The 21,969-nt window shown below is 36.3% G+C and carries 28 protein-coding genes; 1 reads left to right on the plus strand and 27 read right to left on the minus strand.

What is annotated here, in order from left to right; all coding sequences use genetic code 11:
* Nucleotides 1–21 precede the first annotated feature (21 nt).
* The 4 genes from ACQV2S_RS01060 to ACQV2S_RS01075 are packed head-to-tail and all read right to left on the minus strand — an operon-like array spanning nt 22 to nt 3,685.
* On the minus strand, nt 22–1,392 hold the full coding sequence (locus ACQV2S_RS01060; protein WP_428874239.1) for an aldehyde dehydrogenase: 1,371 nt from the start codon (nt 1,390–1,392) through the stop codon (nt 22–24).
* Between the two features lie 17 nt (nt 1,393–1,409).
* Nucleotides 1,410–2,603, minus strand: a complete 1,194-nt coding sequence (locus tag ACQV2S_RS01065) for an iron-containing alcohol dehydrogenase (protein WP_428884855.1) — start codon at nt 2,601–2,603, stop codon at nt 1,410–1,412.
* Between the two features lie 11 nt (nt 2,604–2,614).
* Nucleotides 2,615–3,079 (minus strand): hypothetical protein, encoded by a 465-nt coding sequence (locus ACQV2S_RS01070; RefSeq protein ID WP_428874241.1) that lies wholly within the window; start codon nt 3,077–3,079, stop codon nt 2,615–2,617.
* Between the two features lie 33 nt (nt 3,080–3,112).
* A complete protein-coding gene (locus ACQV2S_RS01075) occupies nt 3,113–3,685 on the minus strand; it encodes a TetR/AcrR family transcriptional regulator (RefSeq protein WP_428874242.1) in 573 nt (190 codons plus the stop codon).
* Between the two features lie 284 nt (nt 3,686–3,969).
* Here ACQV2S_RS01075 and ACQV2S_RS01080 point away from each other — a divergent pair, with 284 nt between their 5' ends.
* Nucleotides 3,970–4,134: a hypothetical protein gene (locus ACQV2S_RS01080; RefSeq protein WP_428874243.1), complete on the plus strand. Its 165-nt coding sequence runs from the start codon at nt 3,970–3,972 to the stop codon at nt 4,132–4,134.
* Nucleotides 4,135–4,711: 577 nt separating this feature from the next.
* On the opposite strand, the gene ACQV2S_RS01085 is transcribed toward ACQV2S_RS01080, so the two are convergent.
* The 23 genes from ACQV2S_RS01085 to ACQV2S_RS01195 all read right to left on the minus strand — a co-directional run bounded on the left by ACQV2S_RS01085 (nt 4,712) and on the right by ACQV2S_RS01195 (nt 21,968).
* Nucleotides 4,712–5,077, minus strand: coding sequence for a hypothetical protein (locus ACQV2S_RS01085; RefSeq protein ID WP_428884856.1), 366 nt, complete (start codon nt 5,075–5,077; stop codon nt 4,712–4,714).
* 90 nt (nt 5,078–5,167) lie between these two features.
* A complete protein-coding gene (locus ACQV2S_RS01090; RefSeq protein WP_428875969.1) occupies nt 5,168–5,572 on the minus strand; it encodes a HEPN domain-containing protein in 405 nt (134 codons plus the stop codon).
* Nucleotides 5,573–5,932, minus strand: a complete 360-nt coding sequence (locus ACQV2S_RS01095) for a hypothetical protein (protein ID WP_428875968.1) — start codon at nt 5,930–5,932, stop codon at nt 5,573–5,575. It lies immediately after the preceding gene.
* 10 nt (nt 5,933–5,942) lie between these two features.
* Nucleotides 5,943–6,338, minus strand: coding sequence for a DUF6941 family protein (locus ACQV2S_RS01100; protein WP_428875967.1), 396 nt, complete (start codon nt 6,336–6,338; stop codon nt 5,943–5,945).
* Between the two features lie 162 nt (nt 6,339–6,500).
* Nucleotides 6,501–7,529: an N-acetylmuramoyl-L-alanine amidase gene (locus ACQV2S_RS01105; RefSeq protein WP_428884857.1), complete on the minus strand. Its 1,029-nt coding sequence runs from the start codon at nt 7,527–7,529 to the stop codon at nt 6,501–6,503.
* A 14-nt stretch (nt 7,530–7,543) separates the two neighbouring features.
* On the minus strand, nt 7,544–7,996 hold the full coding sequence (locus tag ACQV2S_RS01110) for a phage holin family protein (RefSeq protein ID WP_428884858.1): 453 nt from the start codon (nt 7,994–7,996) through the stop codon (nt 7,544–7,546).
* A 120-nt stretch (nt 7,997–8,116) separates the two neighbouring features.
* The gene (locus ACQV2S_RS01115; protein WP_428884859.1) at nt 8,117–9,814 is read right to left on the minus strand and encodes a sialate O-acetylesterase; all 1,698 of its coding nucleotides are present in this window, start codon (nt 9,812–9,814) and stop codon (nt 8,117–8,119) included.
* Nucleotides 9,807–11,225, minus strand: coding sequence for a phage tail protein (locus tag ACQV2S_RS01120; RefSeq protein WP_428884860.1), 1,419 nt, complete (start codon nt 11,223–11,225; stop codon nt 9,807–9,809). The genes ACQV2S_RS01115 and ACQV2S_RS01120 overlap by 8 nt, the downstream gene beginning before the upstream one ends.
* Complete coding sequence (locus tag ACQV2S_RS01125; protein WP_428884861.1) at nt 11,225–12,202, minus strand: LysM peptidoglycan-binding domain-containing protein; 978 nt, start codon at nt 12,200–12,202, stop codon at nt 11,225–11,227. The genes ACQV2S_RS01120 and ACQV2S_RS01125 overlap by 1 nt, the downstream gene beginning before the upstream one ends.
* The gene (locus ACQV2S_RS01130) at nt 12,202–15,528 is read right to left on the minus strand and encodes a tape measure protein (RefSeq protein WP_428884862.1); all 3,327 of its coding nucleotides are present in this window, start codon (nt 15,526–15,528) and stop codon (nt 12,202–12,204) included. Before ACQV2S_RS01130 ends, ACQV2S_RS01125 begins: the two co-directional genes overlap by 1 nt.
* A 3-nt stretch (nt 15,529–15,531) precedes the next feature.
* Nucleotides 15,532–16,170: a Gp15 family bacteriophage protein gene (locus tag ACQV2S_RS01135; RefSeq protein WP_428884863.1), complete on the minus strand. Its 639-nt coding sequence runs from the start codon at nt 16,168–16,170 to the stop codon at nt 15,532–15,534.
* Between the two features lie 11 nt (nt 16,171–16,181).
* Entirely contained in the window at nt 16,182–16,538 is a 357-nt protein-coding gene (locus ACQV2S_RS01140) for a hypothetical protein (RefSeq protein ID WP_428884864.1), read from the minus strand.
* Nucleotides 16,539–16,606: 68 nt separating this feature from the next.
* On the minus strand, nt 16,607–17,116 hold the full coding sequence (locus ACQV2S_RS01145) for a phage tail tube protein (RefSeq protein ID WP_428884865.1): 510 nt from the start codon (nt 17,114–17,116) through the stop codon (nt 16,607–16,609).
* Nucleotides 17,117–17,130: 14 nt separating this feature from the next.
* A complete protein-coding gene (locus tag ACQV2S_RS01150; RefSeq protein WP_428884866.1) occupies nt 17,131–17,478 on the minus strand; it encodes a hypothetical protein in 348 nt (115 codons plus the stop codon).
* Between the two features lies 1 nt (nt 17,479).
* Nucleotides 17,480–17,821, minus strand: coding sequence for a minor capsid protein (locus ACQV2S_RS01155; protein ID WP_428884867.1), 342 nt, complete (start codon nt 17,819–17,821; stop codon nt 17,480–17,482).
* A complete protein-coding gene (locus tag ACQV2S_RS01160) occupies nt 17,822–18,148 on the minus strand; it encodes a putative minor capsid protein (protein WP_428884868.1) in 327 nt (108 codons plus the stop codon).
* Entirely contained in the window at nt 18,142–18,528 is a 387-nt protein-coding gene (locus ACQV2S_RS01165; RefSeq protein WP_428884869.1) for a hypothetical protein, read from the minus strand. Before ACQV2S_RS01165 ends, ACQV2S_RS01160 begins: the two co-directional genes overlap by 7 nt.
* A 2-nt stretch (nt 18,529–18,530) precedes the next feature.
* Complete coding sequence (locus tag ACQV2S_RS01170; protein WP_428884870.1) at nt 18,531–18,704, minus strand: hypothetical protein; 174 nt, start codon at nt 18,702–18,704, stop codon at nt 18,531–18,533.
* Between the two features lie 11 nt (nt 18,705–18,715).
* A complete protein-coding gene (locus tag ACQV2S_RS01175; RefSeq protein WP_428884871.1) occupies nt 18,716–19,585 on the minus strand; it encodes a capsid protein in 870 nt (289 codons plus the stop codon).
* A gap of 14 nt (nt 19,586–19,599) precedes the next feature.
* The gene (locus ACQV2S_RS01180) at nt 19,600–20,172 is read right to left on the minus strand and encodes a hypothetical protein (RefSeq protein ID WP_428884872.1); all 573 of its coding nucleotides are present in this window, start codon (nt 20,170–20,172) and stop codon (nt 19,600–19,602) included.
* Nucleotides 20,173–20,268: 96 nt separating this feature from the next.
* Nucleotides 20,269–20,634 carry a hypothetical protein gene (locus tag ACQV2S_RS01185; RefSeq protein ID WP_428884873.1) on the minus strand — a complete coding sequence of 122 codons (366 nt, stop codon included), beginning with the start codon at nt 20,632–20,634 and terminating at the stop codon, nt 20,269–20,271.
* Nucleotides 20,635–20,697: 63 nt separating this feature from the next.
* Nucleotides 20,698–20,886, minus strand: coding sequence for a hypothetical protein (locus tag ACQV2S_RS01190; RefSeq protein WP_428884874.1), 189 nt, complete (start codon nt 20,884–20,886; stop codon nt 20,698–20,700).
* On the minus strand, nt 20,886–21,968 hold the full coding sequence (locus ACQV2S_RS01195) for a phage minor capsid protein (RefSeq protein ID WP_428884875.1): 1,083 nt from the start codon (nt 21,966–21,968) through the stop codon (nt 20,886–20,888). Before ACQV2S_RS01195 ends, ACQV2S_RS01190 begins: the two co-directional genes overlap by 1 nt.
* Between the last annotated feature and the right edge of the window lies 1 nt (nt 21,969).

Raw genomic sequence — 21,969 nt, forward strand, 5'->3', positions numbered from 1 at the left:
TATTGCTAGCTAAAAAACATCTCATTTCATAATCTTTTTGATCCATTTTATACTTGTCTTATAAGGTGGATAACGGAAAGGAAGATCAAGCCAATTACTTTTTTTCAAGATGCTTTTACTATGAGAAAAGGTGTCAATGCTGTTTTTGCCATTATAGCTGCCCATTCCGCTTTCTCCCACTCCACCAAAGCCCATATAAGGAGTCGCTAGGTGGGTTACTGTCTCATTTATTGCTCCCCCTCCGAAGGAAACCTCCGTTAAAACCTTTCGCTCAATATCTTTCTCTTTTGTAAATAAATACAAAGCTAAAGGCTTTGGACGTGCCTTAATATGATCCATCGCTTCATCTATAGTCTTATAGGTGATTATGGGTAATATCGGACCAAATATCTCTTCTTGCATAATTGGATCTTTCCAAGAAACATCCTCCATTAATGTGATATTTATTTGGTGTGTTTCATCATTTTTTTGACCCCCGTAAATCACTTTGCCTGTCTCTAGCAGATTAAGTAATCGCTGATAATGCCTATCACTGATTATTTTGGGATATTCAGGATTGGTTTCTGCGTGCTTGCCAAAAAAACCTTCCAGAGTCTTCATTAATTCCTCTGTTAGTTTTTCTTTCACATCTTCTTGAACAAGTAAATAATCTGGAGCCACACAGGTTTGTCCTGCATTTAAAGCTTTGCCCCAAGCAATTCGCTTAGCAGCTATTTTTATATCGGCTGATTTGTCAACAATGGCTGGACTTTTCCCACCTAATTCTAAGACGACTGGCGTCAAATGCTGAGCTGCTTTTTCCATTACAATTTTCCCCACCTGTTTGCTTCCTGTGAAAAAAATTAAGTCAAAATCTTTACTTAACAAAGACTGATTAACTTCAACAGCCCCTTCCACCACCGTCACATAAGCCGGGTCAAAGGTATCTGCGATCATTTTTTTAATAATAGCAGATGTAGCCGGTGCAAATTCAGAGGGTTTGATAACAGCAGTATTTCCGGCCGCTAAGGCACCAACAAGTGGCGATAAAGTCAGCAAAAATGGATAATTCCAAGGGGCAATAATCAACACCTGCCCATAAGGCTCTTTATAGACACGACTGACTGATGGAAACTGAGAGATTGGTGTTCGTACACGCTTAGGTTTGAGTAATCTCTTCATGTTTTTTAACATATAAGTGATCTCTTCTAAAACCAATCCAATCTCACTAACATAGCCTTCAAATCCTGCTTTATTTAAATCACTTCTTAAGGCTTCTAATATTTCAAGCTCATAGTCTTCAATCGCTTGATACAATTTTTTCAGCTTAGCAATTCGAAAATCAATTGCTTTGGTCTCTCCACTTGCAAAATATTCTTTTTGTTTTTCTAATACACCACTTGTCTCTTCCATTTTTATCATGCTCCTTCTTAATAAGCTGCTTCTAAAATATCCATAATCCGTTCAGTAGTAACTTGCACTGGGTTCACAATTGTAGCCCCATCATTCATGGCTGTCTTGGCAATCTGTTTAAAATCCTCTTTTTTAACATCGACATCTCGCAAACGGGTCGGTAAACCCGCTATTTTATGCAATTCATTAAGTAAATCTCTGATAGCATTTATTGTACGAGCGGCTCTTTGATCTTTGGGTGTCTGGCTGTATACTTCTGGTCCAGAGAAAGCCAATAAAATTCTAGCATACTCCTCTTTACAAGATTGTGAATGCTTTAAATTCATTTCCATAGCATATGGAAGTAAAATCGCCATCGCATCTCCATGGGCAATTTTACTGATTGATCCACAAGCGTGGCCTATCGCATGAACAATGCCTACCATTGAGTTAGAAAAGGATATACCTGCCATTAAGGACGCATTCGCCATGGCTATGCGAGCTTCTTTATTTTTACCATTTTGGACCGCTTCTTTAAGGTGCTTCCCAATTAATTCTATGGCAGCTAAGGCATAAGCAGAGCTAAGTGGATTTTTTTGACAACCCGTTAAGGCCTCAATACTGTGTGTTAAGGCATCGATTCCAGTTGATGCAGTTATTTTCGCTGGAAGTGACGCTGTCATTCGATAATCTAAAACAGCCACATCTGGTAAAAGACTGTATGAAATAAACTCCAACTTTACCTTACGGCTCGTGTCCGCAATCACTGAGACTAAGGTTGCCTCCGAGCCTGTGCCTGCAGTACTTGGCACAACTATCAAAGGATTTAACTTACCACCGACTAGCTCTAACCCCATGAGTTCATTTAAGTCTTTGACTTTTTTAGAAACTAAAACATTTACTCCTTTAGCAGTATCAATAACTGATCCACCGCCAATAGCGATGATACTATCACATTGATGTGTTTGATAGACGTCACTGATTTCGTGGACCACATTTAATGATGAGTCTTGTGGAATCTCTTTGAAGATAGCAGCGATTTCAATGTTGGCATCTTCTAAAGCCTCTGTAATAATTTGCACTTGTCCATGCTTTATCAATGACTCATCTGTTAAAATCAAAGGCCTCTGGGCCTCTAAATTCAATAATTCAAATGGGATGTTTTCTAAAGCGCCTTTGCCAGATAAAATCTTGACTGAATTCATAAATTCATAATATTCTGGTATTTTCATACTAATCCTCCTTAAAACACTAAATGAAAGTAGGCTTTGCCTTTGCTGGCTGAAAGCACTGGTTGTTCTTTTAAAATATTTTTGCTAATAAAATTTGGGAAAAGATAAGCTTCTACATAATATAAAATTCGAACGAGAGGCATAGCTTTTAGGAAATCACCTTTAACAATAAAACGATGTTGAGCATAGCCCTGGTGCAGACCTATTTGACCAAGAATTAACATTTGTGCAGCCCGATAACTTTTAAAAATAATCGACAGATCAGCTGGGGCATCCACATGCTTTCCTAAATAATTAAAGCCATCATTTCTTTTTTCAAAGAATACTTTTGTACTAGTGTTTAAAACTGTCAATTCAAACAAGAAACCATCCGCATAGTGTCCTAACTCTTTCTGAATTGCAGGCTCTACTTTAGCAGCAGCTATTAATCCTCTTACTAAAAATTTTAAACCAATTTCTACCATTAATTTTTTCATAACATGCAACCGCCTTTTATAAATTTTGCTTAATTAAATAAGCAATTTAACAATCTGATTCACAGGTATTTCTTCCGTAGCAAATTTCTGTTGAATAATTAAGCCATCTAACAAAGCTAAAATAAGATAAGAGAGGGCGTGATAATCTCTTCCCTGTCGCTTTAATCCTTTTATTAAACTTTTTCGAATGGTCTCTCGCCAGGACTGATAGCGTGTTTCAAACTTTTTAGCCAAGGATTGATTATTAGTAATCGCATCGCTTAAAAGATAAAGATGTAAGGAGCCTCTAGTATCCGCATAGATAATTTTATTAAATAAAGTCTTCAATATTTCTTCTGCATCAATCTCCTCATCAGACTCTTCAATGAATAAAAGTAAGTCTTCTGTCATCATTTCTAAATTTTTTTCTGCCAATTCATAAATGATCGCTTGTTTGGCAGGATAATAATAATAAAGCGTTCCTTTACTAATACCCGCTGCTTCAGCAATTTTACGCAAAGTTGTTTCTTCAATGCCTAATTCACTAATTAAAACTGATGCAATCTCAAGTATATAAGATCGCATATCTTGATTAGAGTTCCCATCATTAATAGATATTTTTGTCATTTATCCACCCATTTCCCGTTCGGTCGACTGACCGATTAATTAGTTTAAGTTTAATTCAACCAGCTTTTAGTGTCAAATATGCTTATTTTAAAGCTACTATGATTAAGAAAAAAGAAGTTATTAAAAGGGAGAGATCCCACAATATAATAACCTTCTAATATAGATAATTACGCTTTTCTTCAGACCGTAAATTATTTTGTGTAAGCTCCGAATCTTTGTAGAAAAAGAGACCTCTCTTATGTAAGATTGTAAAATCAAATAAGCAATCACACAGGAGGTCCCTTATGGAAGTCGTTAGCACAAAATTATTCACAGCACTAGCAGAAGATAAATCTGTTCAAGACCTATTTCGTCAAAATTTAGAAGAAGCGATTAACTTATTACCTGTATGCGAAAGGACAGTCTTTCTTAATTACGAAAAATCGGAAGTCAAAGGCTGCAATGGTTAAGGAACAATTTCCCCATGAGAGATCTTTAGAAAAGTATCTATATACCTATGTTTCAAAATTCAATACGAAGTTTTCTTCTAGAATCCATAAGGGATTTGGTCAAGCACAATAGGAACTAAATAAAATGCTAGATGAAATACAAGGAAAAGGTCAAAGCAAAAAAATTCATCCCCTATAGGGGATGACGTATAATGCCTATAATATTATCTAGTTAGAAGATTTTTACTTAATCTTACATTAGCTTACACAATTTATTTGACACTGCCCTATATTTACTACCATACAAAAAAGAATATAGATTTATTTTATCTCAATATAAGACCTATTAAGCATTTCGAACCATAACTTTATTTAAGTTCAACTACTTATGTCTTAAAATACTGATAAATCTATATTCTTATTAAAATACAATGGAGATGAGGGGAGTTATTAAATGATTTATAATGGTTTAACATGATGTGTGTTGAAAATTTTAGTAAAAGTTGACACTTAATGAATTAAAATGATTTCCCCATTTTGGGCAATATTTTGGACATAAAACTTCCCCACTTTTTTAACAGAGAGTGGGGTTTCTTTGTTAGTAGCTGATATCATCATAATCCACCCTAATAAAATCGTCCATTTCTATAAACAGATAAGCACCTTCAGTTTTAACAGCGATCTTATCAAAATCAAAAACATCAATAGTCCCTTCAATAAAAGTGGTTTTCTTTTTGGAGTCGATATATGTAAATCTCACTTCCAACTTTTGGATGTAAGCTTGGTTTAATAACATCAGCTTTTCTTGCGGATTTTGTCTTTTATAAATAGGTTCGTGAACATCGTAATTGCTTTTTAAAGTCGCTGTATGATCTGACAAGAAAAACCCCATCCATTTAGCCATTTTACGATCCTGATATTCTCTAGCTTTTTTAGATTTTAAATAAGAACGATCTACGCTCATCTAATCACTCCTTTTTGTTTAGATTATACGAACAAGTGTTCTTGTTGTAAAGAATTTTAAATTAAAAAAGGATAACTATAAATAGTTACCCTATAATTTATTCAATGTATTAAATGTTTTTTCACATGTTTTAATTATTCTATCAACGGGATCTCTGCTGAATAAATTACTATTACCATCTTCATAATCAGCTTTTTTTCTATATTCTTTTAATTTTCTCATGGTTCTCATTATTTCGTTTTTATCGGGTAAATCTTCATATTTATTTAAGCAATCAATAATTTCAGTGTGACTACCTAATCCACCTTTTACCGTTTCAAAACCCTTCAAATTATTTAACTGCCTTATTTTATTAAGACAAGCATAATATCCAGAATGTACAGCGATACGGTTTAGCCCTTCAATTTTACTTGGGGTTAATTGTTCTCCTTCAATGTCTTTATCTAGTTGATTAACTATTTTGCAGATTTCTAAGTTTGTTTCCCATATATACATTTACTCACCTACAGTAAATATAAGTTTTGAGTTCGTTCTATTCGCATGATCATTTAGTTCTTCTTCGATATCAAAAAGTTGATCAAATGAAAATTTATCAGAGTAAAAAGATACGTATGTGTAATTTGCATCATCCGCATATTTATTTAGTTTTATTGAAAAACCTTGCTTATCTACTACTTCTTTAATCAAATCATGAATTTTTGCTTTTTCGATTTCAACAAGATTAATGTCAGTATTGTTAAACGTTATATTTTCATTCACTTGCAATGTAACTTGTGGAGTGATTTGATTTATATAAGAAGGAGCGAACGGTAGAGTAGTTACAGCTACAGCACTTGCAGCTTGTTTCAATTTCATGTTAACCCTCCTAATCTAAATCAATATTTTTATTAAAAATCTCGAAACTATACGATGCAACCTTTTTCTCATTTATATATAGTTCGCATATGTGTGTACCATCATTTTTAATGATCACATCATCTGCATTAATGTTTAACTGCAAAACTCCTCGTTCGCCAATATTCGATGAGTTTAATGGACCGCTCGCTGATAAAATCTCTTTCTCTTTCTTATCAGTTATTGTGACTCTTGCCTCATAACTGCTCTCGATTTCAGATACAACTATTAATGAACAAACAGTAAAAGAAACAGTAGTAGGAAGAAAAGGTACTTGCATTTCAGCTATAGGGTTAATTAAATGTATACTTCCATCTTCTTCGTGAAATTGTTTTCTTGCAACTATAACTGTGCTGTTAACTATCATAATTAACCTCCTTCTCTAATTCATATTACCATAAATATTAGCCTTCTAGTTACGGAAATGCAACAGTTATTTTATGAAAACTATAAATAGCTTCTATACATAAAAATAACCCCACCTCCAATTAAGGAAGTGGGGAGTTTTTCTTTTGATAATCTTTTGAATTTACAACTTAGTAGCAAACTGCTTGCCACCAATAACACCAATTTTTACAAATCGCTGTTTGCCAGAATACGAGGTGTACTGCCCCCAAATCCAACCGTCACGCTCGAACACCTTTTCAAGGGATACAGTATCATCCTTATCATACATGTACCCTTCTTTTGTGATGGTGTCCTTTCCTTCAAAGGCTTCTGTCCGCACCCATACTTTCGTATTGAATTTATAAATACCGACAGACTTGGGAATGTCAACGGGCTTCTTATTCCCTGCATTCAATTCTTCCTTATACTTCGCCACTTCTTTTTGTACTGCTGTGTAATCATATCCCGCTTTAGTCAATCGATTCTTACGTTCTTGACCATTTCCCCAATCCCCTCTATAAACTTGCTTAGCAACTTCGCGGTTAGTCAATTTAACGTTTGGTGTAGACGGTGTACTCGGTTTATTACCTCCAACACCCGGTTTGTCAATATAGACAATACCTCTTTGAGAATCTACAAGTTTTCCAGTAGTCACATACAATTCTAAATCTTTCTTCCATAACTTCCATTTCTTCCAGTCGTTTTTCATCCAGTTTCCGGGACAAGATTTTCGACTGGCGTCATAGTGACGAACAACTCTTGATAAAGGCACCTTATATTTCTTCATTAGATGAGCAAAGACTAAAATTGCTTCTAACCGTGTTCTCGGGTGGAAGTCCCATTCCCAAGCATTGCGTCCAGTTGATGTATCTTGACACAATTCCACACCAATTGCGTTTTGATTAGAGATACCATATTTGCCCCGTCCGTCGCCAACATGCCATGCATCCCGATTAAAAGGTACGACCTGCACAGAATATTTTGGGTCTAAGAATAAATGGGCGGACGCATATCTCATTGTATCCTTAAAATAGTTCGCATTATCGTACGCTTGACCCGCAGCTCCGACAAAATGAAAGACGAGGTATTTAACCTCGTCCGGACTCATCCACCCACCCAAATTAACTTTGGTAAGCATTTGTTCAAATTTTCTGACTTCGTATTTATTCAATATTATTCACTCCTTTATTTAGGTCTTAACTGATCCTTTTGAGGGTTCCGATAAGCATCGTCAATAGTCATAGTTACCTTACTCATATCGATCTCTGTATTTTCGCGGTTTAACTTATCAAAATATTGTGAGACAAAATTTGGCAAAGGAACGCCTGCTTGTCCTAAATTTTCGATAACTGAAATGCCATAGGTCGCTATATAAAAAACGACAAAACTAGTTGCAATTGATTTAAAACCAAGAACAGACAAGACTGGATAGACTGATAAAACAAGTGACACAACTAGTAAGTGTTTAATCAACCCTTGCAGCCCTTTTGTAGAATTGGCCACTTCACCTAAAAAGCTTTTTGCGTATCCCGTAACGAAATCTGCCACCACAAACCACACAAAAATAATAATGTATAAGTTGTGATTAATTGCTTGATACTGTTCGATTAATTTCTCTAATTCAAATTGTAATTCCATAAATTCTCCTTTTATATAATAGTTTGCTGACAAAAAAAGCAAGTGCCATTAAGACACTTGCAGTTCTATAAAATTATTAAATCTATATCTTTAATAATATTTCATATGTAATATTACTTGTTAATTAATCTGAGGGAAAAAAATTTTTTTATAATAATGATCATAATCAATGGGTTGCTTATAATTATTGATTGCAAAAGAACTATTAGTTGCTGATTCCTCGCCAATTAAATTCAAAGCATATTGGTTAAAGTGCTGAGTATCCTTCATTTGATCTGTTAAAGTGGCTAACGATAAGCTAACTAATGTTATATCTTTTTCCATTTCGCCCAATTCCGTTTGAGCTTTTATTATTTCTTCGTGGCTTTGACTATCTCCATTCCATTGTCCAATTCTAATCATATGAAATTGATCAAATCCCTGCTTTAAGATATTGTTTTTTAATTGCAATACTAGTTCCTTATATGTTTCTTTTGCTGTCTTATTTACACCGTCTGTTTCACCTTGTAACCATAAAAAGATTTTTGAATTTATTTTATAACCATTGTCAGTTAACCATTTTTCAGCTATGGAAAATCTTTGAATTACATCTTCATAATATGGTTGTCCAACTTGCCATTCTGAAATAACAGACCCGCCTTTACTTGCTGATACTCCAACAATTGGTCTCTTATTAATTTTATACCATGTATTAGCAAAAGATGATACTAATGATCCTGTTTTTGTCTGCTCACTTATTCCACCTTCTTTGTTTTCGTTCACGCCAAAAGGCTCAATTATATTGTATAGTTTAGTTGGGTCACTAATTGCTCTAAACTCAAAGCCGTGTCCTTGTTTAATTTCGGGAGCTGCACTTGCTGTCCCCCTGCCTGCCATGTTTGATTGCCCTGCAAAAATAATTAAATCAACAGAGGTTTTTACTGATAAATCAAAAGCTAAATGTTCTGGCATTATGACATTGTTGGCGATTTGATCTGGTTTTTTTATTAACCTATTATCTCCGTTAATAAACATGAATTCATGAATGTTTGAGGTGTAATCACTGATATCTTCTCCATTATCAGCTTTTTTTATTGTCAGCTTCAAATATTCGTCTTGAATAGCTGTGTATTCTTTTAACCACACGTTTGGTGAACTAATATACGTCCCACTCGAGGTATACTTAAAAATACCCAATGACAACCTATTGTCAAGAAAAGAAATTTTTTGACCTTTATCCAAATGCAATATATTTTTTGTTCTTATTCGATTATTAGATAGCGTGTCTGAACCATCAGAAGAAGAAATCGACCCAATTTCGAAGTGCAAATCTCTAGCATAATTATATTCTAAATTTAATTTTTTTACAGTAATTGCTTTGTCTTTTACATTTATTGTATCTACTGCATTGATACCGACAACCGCAACTGAACCACCTGTTATGGCTGTTTTAACTTCTTGCGTTAATTCATCAAGTCCAACTTTACCTTTTGAAACTTTATCTTTAGAAAGGTAGATAATTTTGTTAAGAATTTCTACGATTTCTTGATCTATACTTCCGAACCTTTTAGATAACGTTTCATTTTTTCCTCTAGCAAGCACTATTTCAGCCTCTGACATGCCCTGATAAATCCAAGTATCTATCATTTTTTGGAAACCTTGTGCAATCGCTTCTCTTACGTCGCCGCCATAACCTTTCCTTTTTATAAATTCGATCAATTCTGTTATCTGTTTTTCAGTTGACCAGTCAACCTTGTCCCAATCCCTTTTCGCTTCCAATTCCGCCCATACCCTTGCGCGTTCTTCATCAACAAACGGGAAATTGTTTAAATTATCCATTGTCTGCCTCCTTATTGTTTAATTCTGCCAACTTGTTTTGCAGTTCTACCAGTTCCGATTGCTTAGCATTGATGTTATCTGTAATTGCGTTTATTTCTTCTTGTGTTGCTTCGTCTGCAATTAATTGCTGCTTTTGCCGTTCTAATCTTTCAATCTCGCTTACTATCGCTTGGATTTGTAAATTGATACTGTTGATTAGATTTTGTTTTTTAATTTGTTCTATTTGCATTTGTTGGTATTTCAGCATAGATTCTTTTGATTCCCGATTGATTAACTGGTATTTAGACAAGCTAACATTTGAAGACCCTACCTTAATAGAAACCGCATCAAAATTAACCACATCAAACCCTCTTTCGGTCACTTGTAAGAACTCTGGTGCCGATATCATCGGAATGTCCGTTTCGTATTGATTGCCTATTTTTATAGGGTCAAAGAAAGGGTCAATTAGACTACGATCGACTACATCTAATTCCCAAGAGTTGAAACTTGCAGACTGTTGGTCTAAGTACTGTTGCCCTCTGTTTTTTAATAACCTAGGTTCTGAAATCTCAGTGAAATCTACTTGGCCAATAATCACACCAAATTCTTCGATTAGTTTTTCATCTCGTAAGAACGGCGAACCATTATTCACACTTTTAATGTCTAACCTAGGCCTTGTTACTTGAGAGCCGTATAGCTCGCTCTCTATGTTGTTAGACCTATCTAAGTCAGCCCCTAACGGTTCAATGACTGTTATTAATTGTGATACATCAATTGTTCTTCTAGCCTTTATAATATTCTGGCCATATTCAAATTTGGTATCGGATTTCTCCCCCACCTCTTTTAACCAGTCAATGACAAGCTGTTTCTCCTCATTTCTGCGAACAATAAAATAACCCCCAATGTCTCTTAAGAGCATATCTCTTAAAACATCAAAGGTTTTTCCATACCCTATCCACCGATAAGGCGCATCAGTAACAGACTCCATTGTGACTTCTCCAACTATAAACCGTTTATGAGGTTCAACCTGTGTATTATGATCATTGACTATATACTCTAATAAGTCCCTAGCGCCTTTATTTTGAAACCTAGCATAGCGTTGACTTGAATCTCTAAAATAACCAAGCATTCCCTCGACAACGATGTTTTGAAAATGGTAACCCCCAGCATCAAGTGATATGTCATGATCAATAATGCGCCCTTCGAAAATCGTTTCTTGATTATATATGTTGTATATCTCAATCAAAGATTTAAAAGGTTTAATAGCTCGGTAGTGGTCATTATTGCTAGGTATATCAGCTACAAAAGAATCAGTTCCTTGCAACCTCAGGACACCTTTACCACTAATTAATTTGTTTCCATTGGCTTGTGGTTCATGGAGTATCTTCCCTGCATTATCTAAATGATTATCTTTTAAAATAACACGGTACATTATCCCATCACCTCCGCCCTGTATTGGAACCCAATAACGCCCTTGCCTTTGATTTTTAGATGATTTAGTCCTTGCCTTAAAACGAGACTGGTGTTTTTATTAGCGCCTTTTTCTAAATTGATCACATCCCCGTAATATTCAATCTGCATATAGACTGGATTAGTTGTGATCAAATTACCAGATGCAGACACTAATTGCGGAGCGCTAACTTGTAAAACTTGACCTGCATAAATTTGCGAATCCATACGGATGTTGTTCCACCTAGCTAATTCAGATAAAGAAACATTGAACTTATTAGCTATTCGATGAAGAATATCTCCAGGCTTTACTGTATATAGCTCTCCTTCTTTTAAAACGGTATCTCTGATAGATTCACCTGAATCATCAAGTCCTTCCTCGATTAATTCATCACTATAGACAGTAATCAATGGGATTGTACTAGACCCGCCACGATTATATAAATCCACTTCATAAACACCGTCGATATAGTAAAAACTATAGTTAATAACATCTGTATCAAAGTTGAATATATCCCAAATGTCTGGGAAATAATCAAAAGTTGAGTAAAGATAAGGATAGACTGCAAACTCAATATAAACGAGTGTCCCTCTATTTCTCGGATCGTCTTTAACCTTAACTTTTGTGCATTCTCCAAACCAATAATGGCCATAAAACCAAGTATCATAAATTGGTTGTCTGCCGTATGGTACAAGCTGTTGTTTGATGGTCATCTCTAATGCTTTACGCTTATTTTTATCCATTCGGACAGTTACAAATTCATAACTAATCGGACGATCTTCAAAGAATTTCTCTCCGCCGATCATTCCAAAATCAAGAGAACCGTTTTGTCCTTGAATAGAAACATTTGACCCTTTGGGATCAGGTGATGGATAGTCATGGCTTCTTCTTCTCAACCCCAAAGTCTTTGAATTGAAGTTATTTGTAAAAATATACTCCCTGATTGGAATTTGACTCATTAACCCATCACCCACCTTTCGTTGTATCTACTCTCTTGGCCAATTCCTCTGTCTATGTGCGGTTGAACTGCATTTGCAATCGGTTTGCTATCCAGATTTAGTCTTAACTTAGAAACGGTATCTTCTAAACTTTCTACTGCTTCTACAACCTCCGAATTATTAATCTCATTGGATGCTTGCAGCACTTGAGAAACATTAGTATTAAAGCTACCTGCGTAACTAGGAAGCTTACCGATTTTATTTTTAAACTTATCAATGTTAGGCAAAGAAACATTTGCCATATCTTTTGACAAATTGCTGATCGCATTCTTCCAACTGCCATAACCTAGATAGTAGCCTTCCCCACTGTCGGAACCGATAGCAAACATTTTCCTTGAAGGCGAATGACTATCCAATGCAGCTTTCATTGTCCTTTGAACACCTTGAGCGATACTTCTTGCTGTTGCGTATATTGTGCTTGCTGTCGCTGCTAGTCCATTATTAAAACCAATTCCTGCGTCATACCCAATATTGTATAACGTGCTACTTAACGAACTCATTATTTGTTCAATACTATTTGCCGTACCTTGCGATGTTGACTCTGCTTGTGAATATCCTTCTGACAACGCGCTATTCATGTTAGACATTCCCTGTATACCCGCCTGAACAATGCGATCCATAGAATTGCTAACGGTTGTTTCCATGTTTTGCCATGAGGTGGTTGTAGTCTGCTCCGATTGATTTAATCCTTGTAAGATAGCATCATTTGATTGCTGCTGATTTTGGATAATGTTATCTAATATTCTTTGCGTGGAATCGACAGTAGATGTTTCCATGTTTTGCCATGAAGTTAAAGTCGTTTGCTCGGCTTGTGTAAAGCCTTGTAAAAGATAATCATTCATAGCTTGCATTGCTGATTGCATAGGCGCTTCAAATACCGTATTAATATCTGACATTCCATTGGTAAAAGCTAAGTTCATCATGTTTGAAAACGTTGATCCTATTCCTTCTTGATAGCTAACGATGGTTGTTTTCACTGATTCCATTGCTGTACGTATCATAGGTACGATACTAGATTCAACATTTAAACTATCTGCATTTATACCACTAAAAAGTTGATTAAAGGCTTCAGAAATCCCCGGGCTTGATTCACTAATTTGTGCCTTAACCGACTCAATTAATGAGTCAATCGCTGGTTTGATTTGTTCCTCAATGTTCGCCACGCTAATTGAATCAGCATTTAAAGCCAACTCTCCTAGGTTGAAAGACCCATCAAGTGTTTGAATTTCCCCTCCAGCTGCATTAGCCCCACCACCAAACCAGTTGGTAGGATTTAAGAACGACCAATCAAGGCCACCTATCCATTCTTTAGCGCTTTGAATCATGCCATCAAATTTTTCTTTTAAGTTTGATAAAACTCCGCTAAAATCAATATCAATTTCAGGAAATGACCATTCAGGCCATGAGAACTCTGGCCAAGAAAAGTTTGGCCAAGAAAAACTATTGAAATCTTCACTGACTGATGTTTTAGTTTCTTCTAACTCTTTTGCTTCTACTTTTGTTTCTGGCCAAGTCCAATCTGGCCATGAAAAGCTAGGCCATGAAAATTCTGGCCATGAAAAATTTGAGAACCATCCCTTAACAGTTTCTACAATTTTTTCAAAAGGATTTTCCCAATCAATATTTGGCCATTCAAACTCTGGGAAGCTAAATTCTGGCATGGATAAACTATTCCACCAGTCAGCAATTCCTTGCTTAAAGTTCTCCCAAGCATTTTTAAGACCTTCCATAATCTTATTACCAAGTTCTGCAAAAGATTCACCCGGTCTATTCCAGTCCATCGACCAATTACTTACAAAGCCGTCATTCCATTCGAATTTACCGAGAACGTCATTCCAATCGAAGTCGACACCATCAACAGCATCTTTCCATTTTTGATTAATATCATTAATTAACCCAGTAAAACTTCCGTTCCAAGTGATGTCTTCTAAGCTAGCAAAGAACTTCTCAAAAACGCCCCATTCTTCTGCGGAACCTTGGGCTTCCATAATGCCGTCCCACATGCCGATAGCAAGCTCATCGATAGCTTTTAAAAATTCTGTCTCAAACTTAGTGTATGATGCCCAGAATCCACTCATGTCATAATCATTAAACCAGTCTCCGCTTAAAAGTGTACTAAATAACTCTCCTAATTTATTTCCAAGTGCGCCCCAATTTATTGAGTCAATTGAATTAGCCATGGTATCATACATTTTTGCACTAAAATCGAACCCATTCTGAATAGTATCGACTGCATCTTGCATGAGGCCATTAACCGCTTTTTTGATGTCTACCTTTTGTAAATCTCTGATGGCTGAATTAGCCGATTTTACAAGATCATCAAATACTAATCTTTTGTTACTATAGCGATTGTTCCAAATCTCGTTGAAGCCATCTAAATTAAATTTATCAATCGCATCTGCTAATCCAGAGATAGCTTTTATTCCAGTGTCTGTCAGTTTCTCAAACATTGGTAATAATTTGTTAGCGATTGTCTCTTGCAAACCGTCCATTGCTTGGTCAATTGTTTTGTATTCTGTTGCTAATTTTGTAAAGTCTGCATTAGTACCGACTTTAGCCACTGCATCCGCAAAATCTTTAGAAGCAATCTCGCCATCTTGGATAGCTACAACTAATTCATCAAGCGTCATTCCCATTTCTTTAGCAACTGCACTCATTCCAGCAGGAGCTTGTTCCATCATCAACTTAAAGTCTTGCCAAGCTAATTCAGGCTTAGATAAAGCCTGTGTCATTTGTTGTGACAAGGTCTTCATTGCTTGCTTAGGGTCTTCTGCTGATGCAGCTAACCCACCCATACCCTTGACAAGTTGCTCAACCGATTCATAACCAATTGCAGCCATTTGTGAGTATGTTTGGGCCATATCCGAAGCAGAATAGACTGTCTCGGTAGCATAGGTCTGCAAAGACTTCTTAACGGCATCTATCTCTTTTTTAGATTTACCAAGCATGGATATATTGCCCTCAAAAGTTCGCCAAGCTTTCAAAGAGTCATTTAATTCTCCAACCATGTCGCCTATCGCATTTTTAATGGCATCAAAGGCAGCGCTTGCCAATTTAACAATTCCGAACGCTTTTGCTAGGCTCAACGCTTTGCTATCGGCATCTTTTAAATTATCCCCAACATACTTAGCGTTATCTCCAGTTTTTCTTAAACTACTGCCGTCAATATTATCTAATGAACTTTTAGTACCTTTCGCGCTACTTGTGATGTCATCTAGACTTCTTGAGAGTTTCTTGACCTTGGAATCTTCAACATCAACCTTTATTTCTATTCTTCCATCTGACATTTATTAACCTCCTTTCAATTTGTTTTTAGCTTTTAATTCTCGCATGATGTCTTTGCGGTCTCGATTGTCATTTTCTTCTGACCAACTACGAATCTCTACTAAGCGGCCTACTGCACAATCAGACGGTAAATTGTCTAACAAGGCCTTGAACTTGGCATAGTGCAACTTGTTCTGTTGCTCAATCAAATCAATGTTGTACACTTGCATGAAACTGGCATAAATAGCATCCGAGTCTTGGTTATAATCGATTAACTTTTCATCGCTGCCACTTGTTTTTAACATTTCTTTTGGCATTGGCTCGCCTGTGATGTCATAGACTTGACCTTCGAAATTTTGCCCACCGTATAGCTCAAAGACTTTTTCGATCGCTTCAGCAATTAAAGCGGGATCTAAAGAATTGAACCCTAGCCTTTCCCATTCTTTGCCTATACGTTCAGCGGATGAATCGTCAGGGTACTTTTCTCTTAAATTGGGCTCTCCAAACATAAATACAGAAGCTATCACTAGCTTGTCCGCTTCATCAAACTGATCACTTTGTAAAACATCAATGACCTTTAAAAGCACGTTAAAATAGCTATTGATGCCGTATTCTTTGCCGTTTATTTCTATGTAATCTCTTAGAGGCAAATAGAATTGAAGCATGTTGTCAGCCCCTAATTAATTAGATTATCAATCTCATTGTTTTGCATATTAAATTTTCGTTCGTTGATTTCGCTAAGAATTCCTTCTGCAATCGCTTTGAAGTAAATTGTTATTGCGATAATGTTAGGATTAATTGCGTAAATCTTCTCAAACGAACCATCTCCAAGCGTTATATCTACATACTTCTTAATTGTTGCTTTCATGTCCTCTAGAGTTGAGACTTCTTCTTTGCCCATATTTTCTTTAAAGTTGATAATGCGCGTTAGATTTTCATCATTCACTTCGAATTCCAACTTCAACAACTCTTTTCCATCCGCATCAACAAATGGAATATCAATAACATCACGTGTGATTTTAATTACTTTCATGTTCTAATCTCCTTTTTGATAAAAAAATAAAGGGAGCAAATGCCCCCTTTAGATAGCGTGTGACCTAATTAAACGCTCGCTGGATCAGCTGGATGTTCAAAAGTGTATTCTTTGCCCTCTGCATCCGTGACAGTTGGTGCTTCTTTACGCGTTAGGGTTGTCGCAAACTGTCCAAACTCTCCTGCATTTCCACCGCCTGTAATAATATTTGAAGCAGTTGCTAGTCCGACTTCCGTTGTACCATTTGCGTTTTCTACCTTCCAAATAACCTCACGATTCCCCGGATCGCGTCTGATGTGATTTAAATATCGCATAGCTTCTTCGTCTTCACCATAAGTTCCGACAAACTCTGTTCGTTCAGTATAACCAGTGATTTCCTCTGAAACCGTACCATCACCGTCATACCATGCGACACCATCTTCTGTGATGTCTTCGGAACCGTCATTTGCTTCCGTTACATACTTACCTAAGCGCATAAAATGGTCTGGGTAAGCTGGGTCTGCAATATAATGTTTTTTGAGTTTCGCGTTCTTTATACGTTGATCACGTTTTTGTTGTTGTGTAATAGTTTCTGACATTTTACTAACTCCTTTTAATTAAATTTTTCGATACTTGTCTTGAATATCGCTGTGTAAATAGTTGACTTACCGTCTCTTTGAACATAGTTAGGTAATGTAGTTGTTTCTACTCCATTACGCTCTAATTCGTCTTTGATAGTATCTAATGCTTGAATTATTTCCTTTTGATTAGGTGATTTAGCTAGTATTTGAAAGGCGAAAGACTCCACCCGATTACTATCCAGGAATCTATCAATCGAACCGCTAGGCGCAACTATCAGCGAGATAGACCTATCTTCTTGAGAGAGATTGCCAACAATACACTTAGCAAATAGATTCAAGCTATTGATCAGCGTAATTAATTCTTCAATTTTCTCTTGCATGCTATGTGTACTCCTTCGCTATAATATCTTGCCACTCCTTCAGATGATTAGATTTGGCTCTTTCAAACCAAAGGCCCCCTGCTTTCGGATTGGCATCTTTGGAAAAGTTAAACTGCGGATTGTAATACAATCTACGAGCATAAGGCGTTTGCCATACTGCTATACCGTTTTTGTAGTCACTGTTTGATAAAGCACTGCCCTTTAATACACCCTCAAGCATAGGAACATATTCGTTACTATCCTTAACAATCTGCTCGGTGAGAATCATCTTAGCTTTGTCTTGGCCATTCCTTAATTTTCGGTCAATGCCTTCTCGCTCAAACTTAATATGCGCATCAAACAATTAAATCAGCCCCACTTCGGTGTGGTGTAATCGTTGATTGTCATAAAATGGTTGAATGGAAACAATCTTCATTTCTTGGCCATTAAATATGACTTTACTTTCAAGTTCGAAATCACAAGGTGTTGAGAATGTCGCATCATGAAAAAGAATAGCGTTACTAGTCACTTGACGATTGTCTTTCGTTGTCACTAGATTTCTTCTTGGTTCCACCCGCACTTTTTCAATGGTCTTTTTCTCTTCATAGGTATTTCCCCATGTGTCAGGTTCCGAGTAAGTTTCAACCTCAACGGTATGAATCAATAAATCCAATCGAATAGGCTTTACCATAACACCCTCACTCCTTGATACCAAAGGCCTGCTTGAACCAAGTAATCTAAAGTTGCTAAAGCGTAACGATTAGTAATATCCCCTTGCTTAGGTTCATTGACTCGCCTTGATTTAGACTCTGAATAAGAACCAATAGAAAAGCTATCTGCTTGTGACTCTACAAGAGTAGAAGCGAGCTCGCCATTAGTGGCCAAGAACTCTACTTGTGCACAAATCGCATCATCGTATAGCTTTTGTTGCCACTCGCTTAATTCCTCATAATTAATAAAGCCAACAAGGGAATTAATATCCCTGCTGGCTCGTTTAATTAATCTATTTAGCTTGGTTGGTTCTATCTCCACCCCCGCATAGTCATCTGTATAATATTCTGCATTTACCACGGTTATTCACCGCCTTTAGATGGTCCTTTATCTTCAATACGTTCTAAGTAACCTTTTCCGTATTTCTTCTCGGACTCTTCGACACGTTTAACAGTTAGTTCAACTTCTTCCCCAACTTCTAAACGCTTATTTGTTTCCAAGTCCTTAATTGGTTTCAATACTTTATATTTGGCCATTTTTTAACCTCCTATACTCCCGCTTCTGTTAAAGTCGCTTTTAAGATTCCTTTGTTATTCTTCTCTGGAATATGTTTAGCATATTTAGCAGCCCCTTGTAAGGCTACGCCTGCGAAGTCTTCAGACTCATAAGTACGCGCCACATGAACCCCTACACCGACTACTCCCACATTGTCTACTGCGAACATAACATTTTCACCCGATTGGAAGTAAGAGTCTGCTAATTCTTCAATAACAAACCCTTTAAATTTAGTGATTGTGTTGTTATCAATGTCAGCACTTGAATGTTTAGCAGTTGTCGTTAATTTAGATTCCATAATTAAGTTAAATACTGCTGGAGAAACGTAAGCACGCTTTACAAGAGCAGTATCCACCTTATTATTAACAAACTTTGCGTGAGCTTCTGAAAAGACTTTAGCGACTCCGCCCTCTGTCAATTCACCTGTTAAGGTTTCAGATGCTGCATCAGATAGTGCTTTTGATAAAAATGCGTTAATGTGTTCCGTCCATGCTTCGGCATGCTTAGCTAAACGCTCTGCAATGACTCTCTGTGGATTTTCATTCACAGTCATGTTATCAATGCCTTCATGAATCGCTAAAGGCGCTTCATATTCAATCTGGCTATTTACTGCTTTAATCTCTTTACGAGGACCAAAGCGAGTTGTATTTCCTGTTCCTGTTAAGAAACCTACGTTTGCATCGGTTGAATAATCTTGAATTGTTACATCGGCATCAATTGTCTTTAATTCCATAAACTTATCTGTTTCAGAGACTCCGTCTTTTACTTGTAGAGCCCCACCAAAAGTGGATAAGAATAGTGATTTAACTGCATAAATATCCGGTAAAATCTTTACAAAGTTTTGAGTGTATAAAGTAATCATATTTTGTTAACTCCTTATTTTTTATATTTTTTCATTACGCTTTCCCAAACATCTCCGTCATCGGAAGAAGTTGGATTTTTTCCGACTACAAATTTAGGCTTAGTGTTTGAATCATCCTCTTTTGCTTCTTTGAAGTGAGGATACTTCTCGACCACTTGCTTAATTGCATCATCGATTGTTATATCATCTGTGACTTTAGCTTTTGCAAGTTGAATGACATCTTCTAAAGAATCATCTTTAACTCCTAACTTATAGGCGCTGATTTGAGCTTTTAACGTTGAGTTTTCTTCAGCTATTTGCTCCTTATCAGTAATCGCTGCTTGCAGCTTTTCTGACTGTTTTTCAGCTTCTGTCTTTTGCGAGTTTTTCCATTCTCTGAACTTTTGAAGACCGTCTTTTGCATTTTCAAAATCTTCAATTCCCAATTCTTTTAGCAAGTTTTCAGTTGCTTTTTTAGTCTCTCGAGCGACTACATTATTAACATCTTCTTGCGAAAAAGAATTTTTGCTTTCCTCTGATTTTTCTGGTTCAGTAACCTTTGTTTCCTCCGTTGTTTCGTCAACGGTAACTTGATTTTCAAATTCCATTAATATTTCCCCCTGTAATAGGTATTTTTCCCTTCTGTTTCTTTTAGGGCTAACAGATAAAAGCCCATAAAAAATAGCCCTACTGATAGGACTTTTTTATAAAATACTTATTAGTCTTGTGATATCCTTAGGCTTGTGCCCATCGTATTCTGGTGCATATTCTAATTCCTTTACATCAAACATATCCCAATCGTCTAAATGATAGTGATAGGTATATTGACCCTCTGGTGTATTAATCCCAACATTAAAACTATCTTCAAACATTGTTCCGTCACTATGTTTTTTAGCTTTCCATGCAATCTCTTTGTTTTGATTGCAGATAATAGCAAACAACATCATGCGATGATAGTAAAGCTCTCCAAAGGTATGCCATTTATCTGATATACCTTTAGTGCTTAGTCCTTGTTCTTTCCCTAGCAAAATCAAATCGTTTATTGACTTAGTAAAATCTTTTTGTTCCATACTTCCTCCTAATTAACGTTTAGTCACGAGATACAGCATCTTTCAGCACAAGATCACCTCCTGCTAATCACCAAGCCATTCTTCGGTTTTTTCATCAGTTTGATTATTCGGCTCATTAAAAATAACGTTGATTGTCATTCCTGCGTAACCGTTCGGGCTCTGCCCTTGATCAAAAGTTACTCTTACTACATCAGATGGATCCACAGATTCTAATGCTTTCTTAGCTACCAGCAACATTGTTTCATGGTTCATTAATTCTCCACCCTTTCTCTGTCATATCTTCTAGTACGTTCAGTATCTTTAATAAATTGCCTCATTCTTGCTTGTCTACGCTTGATTAATTCTTTAGCATTGATAATCTCTTGCTTCTCTGCCTTAACGCTTTCTAGGACGATTTTACGCTTCTTAGCGTTTCTTATTTGTCTTTCTAAGTAGCGTTGTCTTTGGGCTTGTTCATAGTTCTTTTGAGCTTCTTTCAGACTAACAACCTTAGAATTATTAAGAGATACTCCTTCAATATAGGCATATAGCATATGTCTGCAATTTATTCCTGTTACTAATCCAGTGATTGAATCACCATAACCTGTAACTTCTAAAGGCGGATATTTCTTAGACTTACCGCTTCTTGAATAAATTTTCCCTTGAAAAGGCGCATGATCTGGTCGACTATCTGAATGATCAGAAACTTGCACCAAATCAATATCATATTCATTAAATCGGTCATTAGATATTTGATTGACAACATTCTTAACTGTCGTTCTTACCGTCATATTCACATAAGCTTCATTACTCCACTGTCTGCCTGCTTTATCGGTAAACGTTGGAATGCCCTTATCTGCCCACTCTTTAATCGTCTTTACTAATGCTTCATTTAAAGATTTCCTTCCGACAGAAACCTCAACAACTGATTGAGTGATAATATCACGATAAACTTGTTCTGCGCCCTCTAATAGAGAACTATTAAGCATATTAGTGATATCTATCGCTTGCCTTTCTAAAGCTCTAATTGAGTTAAAAAGACGGTCATTAGTAGCTATCGCATCAATTTTTCCCGCATCAATTGCTGGTTTCACTTGATTGTCAATCCGCGTAGCTTCTTTGATAGCTGACTCATTGATTAGTTGAGCGACTGCTTGAACCGTCATATTGGCATGATTAGCAATGATTTCAAAATGCTTTTGTCTTAACCTACCAATCATTGATAACTGGTTCATTTGCCATCTTAAATGGCCTTGGTCATCATACAATCCGATAGCTAGTGTCTCGCCAATGGTTTTTAAGATTTCCATTTCGATTTCTTGGTAGATTCTTTCGATAAACAAACTAGATTGCATT

It is taken from the genome of Facklamia sp. P13064 (assembly GCF_050409425.1).
GTDB lineage: Bacteria > Bacillota > Bacilli > Lactobacillales > Aerococcaceae > Facklamia.

Coding starts and splice junctions, on each gene's coding strand:
- ACQV2S_RS01060 (WP_428874239.1), bottom strand. CDS start 1,392: ATGGAAGAGACAAGTGGTGTATTAGAAAAACAAAAAGAATATTTTGCA.
- ACQV2S_RS01065 (WP_428884855.1), bottom strand. CDS start 2,603: ATGAAAATACCAGAATATTATGAATTTATGAATTCAGTCAAGATTTTA.
- ACQV2S_RS01070 (WP_428874241.1), bottom strand. CDS start 3,079: ATGAAAAAATTAATGGTAGAAATTGGTTTAAAATTTTTAGTAAGAGGA.
- ACQV2S_RS01075 (WP_428874242.1), bottom strand. CDS start 3,685: ATGACAAAAATATCTATTAATGATGGGAACTCTAATCAAGATATGCGA.
- ACQV2S_RS01080 (WP_428874243.1), top strand. CDS start 3,970: ATGGAAGTCGTTAGCACAAAATTATTCACAGCACTAGCAGAAGATAAA.
- ACQV2S_RS01085 (WP_428884856.1), bottom strand. CDS start 5,077: ATGAGCGTAGATCGTTCTTATTTAAAATCTAAAAAAGCTAGAGAATAT.
- ACQV2S_RS01090 (WP_428875969.1), bottom strand. CDS start 5,572: ATGTATATATGGGAAACAAACTTAGAAATCTGCAAAATAGTTAATCAA.
- ACQV2S_RS01095 (WP_428875968.1), bottom strand. CDS start 5,932: ATGAAATTGAAACAAGCTGCAAGTGCTGTAGCTGTAACTACTCTACCG.
- ACQV2S_RS01100 (WP_428875967.1), bottom strand. CDS start 6,338: ATGATAGTTAACAGCACAGTTATAGTTGCAAGAAAACAATTTCACGAA.
- ACQV2S_RS01110 (WP_428884858.1), bottom strand. CDS start 7,996: ATGGAATTACAATTTGAATTAGAGAAATTAATCGAACAGTATCAAGCA.
- ACQV2S_RS01115 (WP_428884859.1), bottom strand. CDS start 9,814: ATGGATAATTTAAACAATTTCCCGTTTGTTGATGAAGAACGCGCAAGG.
- ACQV2S_RS01120 (WP_428884860.1), bottom strand. CDS start 11,225: ATGTACCGTGTTATTTTAAAAGATAATCATTTAGATAATGCAGGGAAG.
- ACQV2S_RS01125 (WP_428884861.1), bottom strand. CDS start 12,202: ATGAGTCAAATTCCAATCAGGGAGTATATTTTTACAAATAACTTCAAT.
- ACQV2S_RS01130 (WP_428884862.1), bottom strand. CDS start 15,528: ATGTCAGATGGAAGAATAGAAATAAAGGTTGATGTTGAAGATTCCAAG.
- ACQV2S_RS01135 (WP_428884863.1), bottom strand. CDS start 16,170: ATGCTTCAATTCTATTTGCCTCTAAGAGATTACATAGAAATAAACGGC.
- ACQV2S_RS01140 (WP_428884864.1), bottom strand. CDS start 16,538: ATGAAAGTAATTAAAATCACACGTGATGTTATTGATATTCCATTTGTT.
- ACQV2S_RS01145 (WP_428884865.1), bottom strand. CDS start 17,116: ATGTCAGAAACTATTACACAACAACAAAAACGTGATCAACGTATAAAG.
- ACQV2S_RS01150 (WP_428884866.1), bottom strand. CDS start 17,478: ATGCAAGAGAAAATTGAAGAATTAATTACGCTGATCAATAGCTTGAAT.
- ACQV2S_RS01160 (WP_428884868.1), bottom strand. CDS start 18,148: ATGGTAAAGCCTATTCGATTGGATTTATTGATTCATACCGTTGAGGTT.
- ACQV2S_RS01170 (WP_428884870.1), bottom strand. CDS start 18,704: ATGGCCAAATATAAAGTATTGAAACCAATTAAGGACTTGGAAACAAAT.
- ACQV2S_RS01175 (WP_428884871.1), bottom strand. CDS start 19,585: ATGATTACTTTATACACTCAAAACTTTGTAAAGATTTTACCGGATATT.
- ACQV2S_RS01180 (WP_428884872.1), bottom strand. CDS start 20,172: ATGGAATTTGAAAATCAAGTTACCGTTGACGAAACAACGGAGGAAACA.
- ACQV2S_RS01185 (WP_428884873.1), bottom strand. CDS start 20,634: ATGGAACAAAAAGATTTTACTAAGTCAATAAACGATTTGATTTTGCTA.
- ACQV2S_RS01190 (WP_428884874.1), bottom strand. CDS start 20,886: ATGAACCATGAAACAATGTTGCTGGTAGCTAAGAAAGCATTAGAATCT.
- ACQV2S_RS01195 (WP_428884875.1), bottom strand. CDS start 21,968: ATGCAATCTAGTTTGTTTATCGAAAGAATCTACCAAGAAATCGAAATG.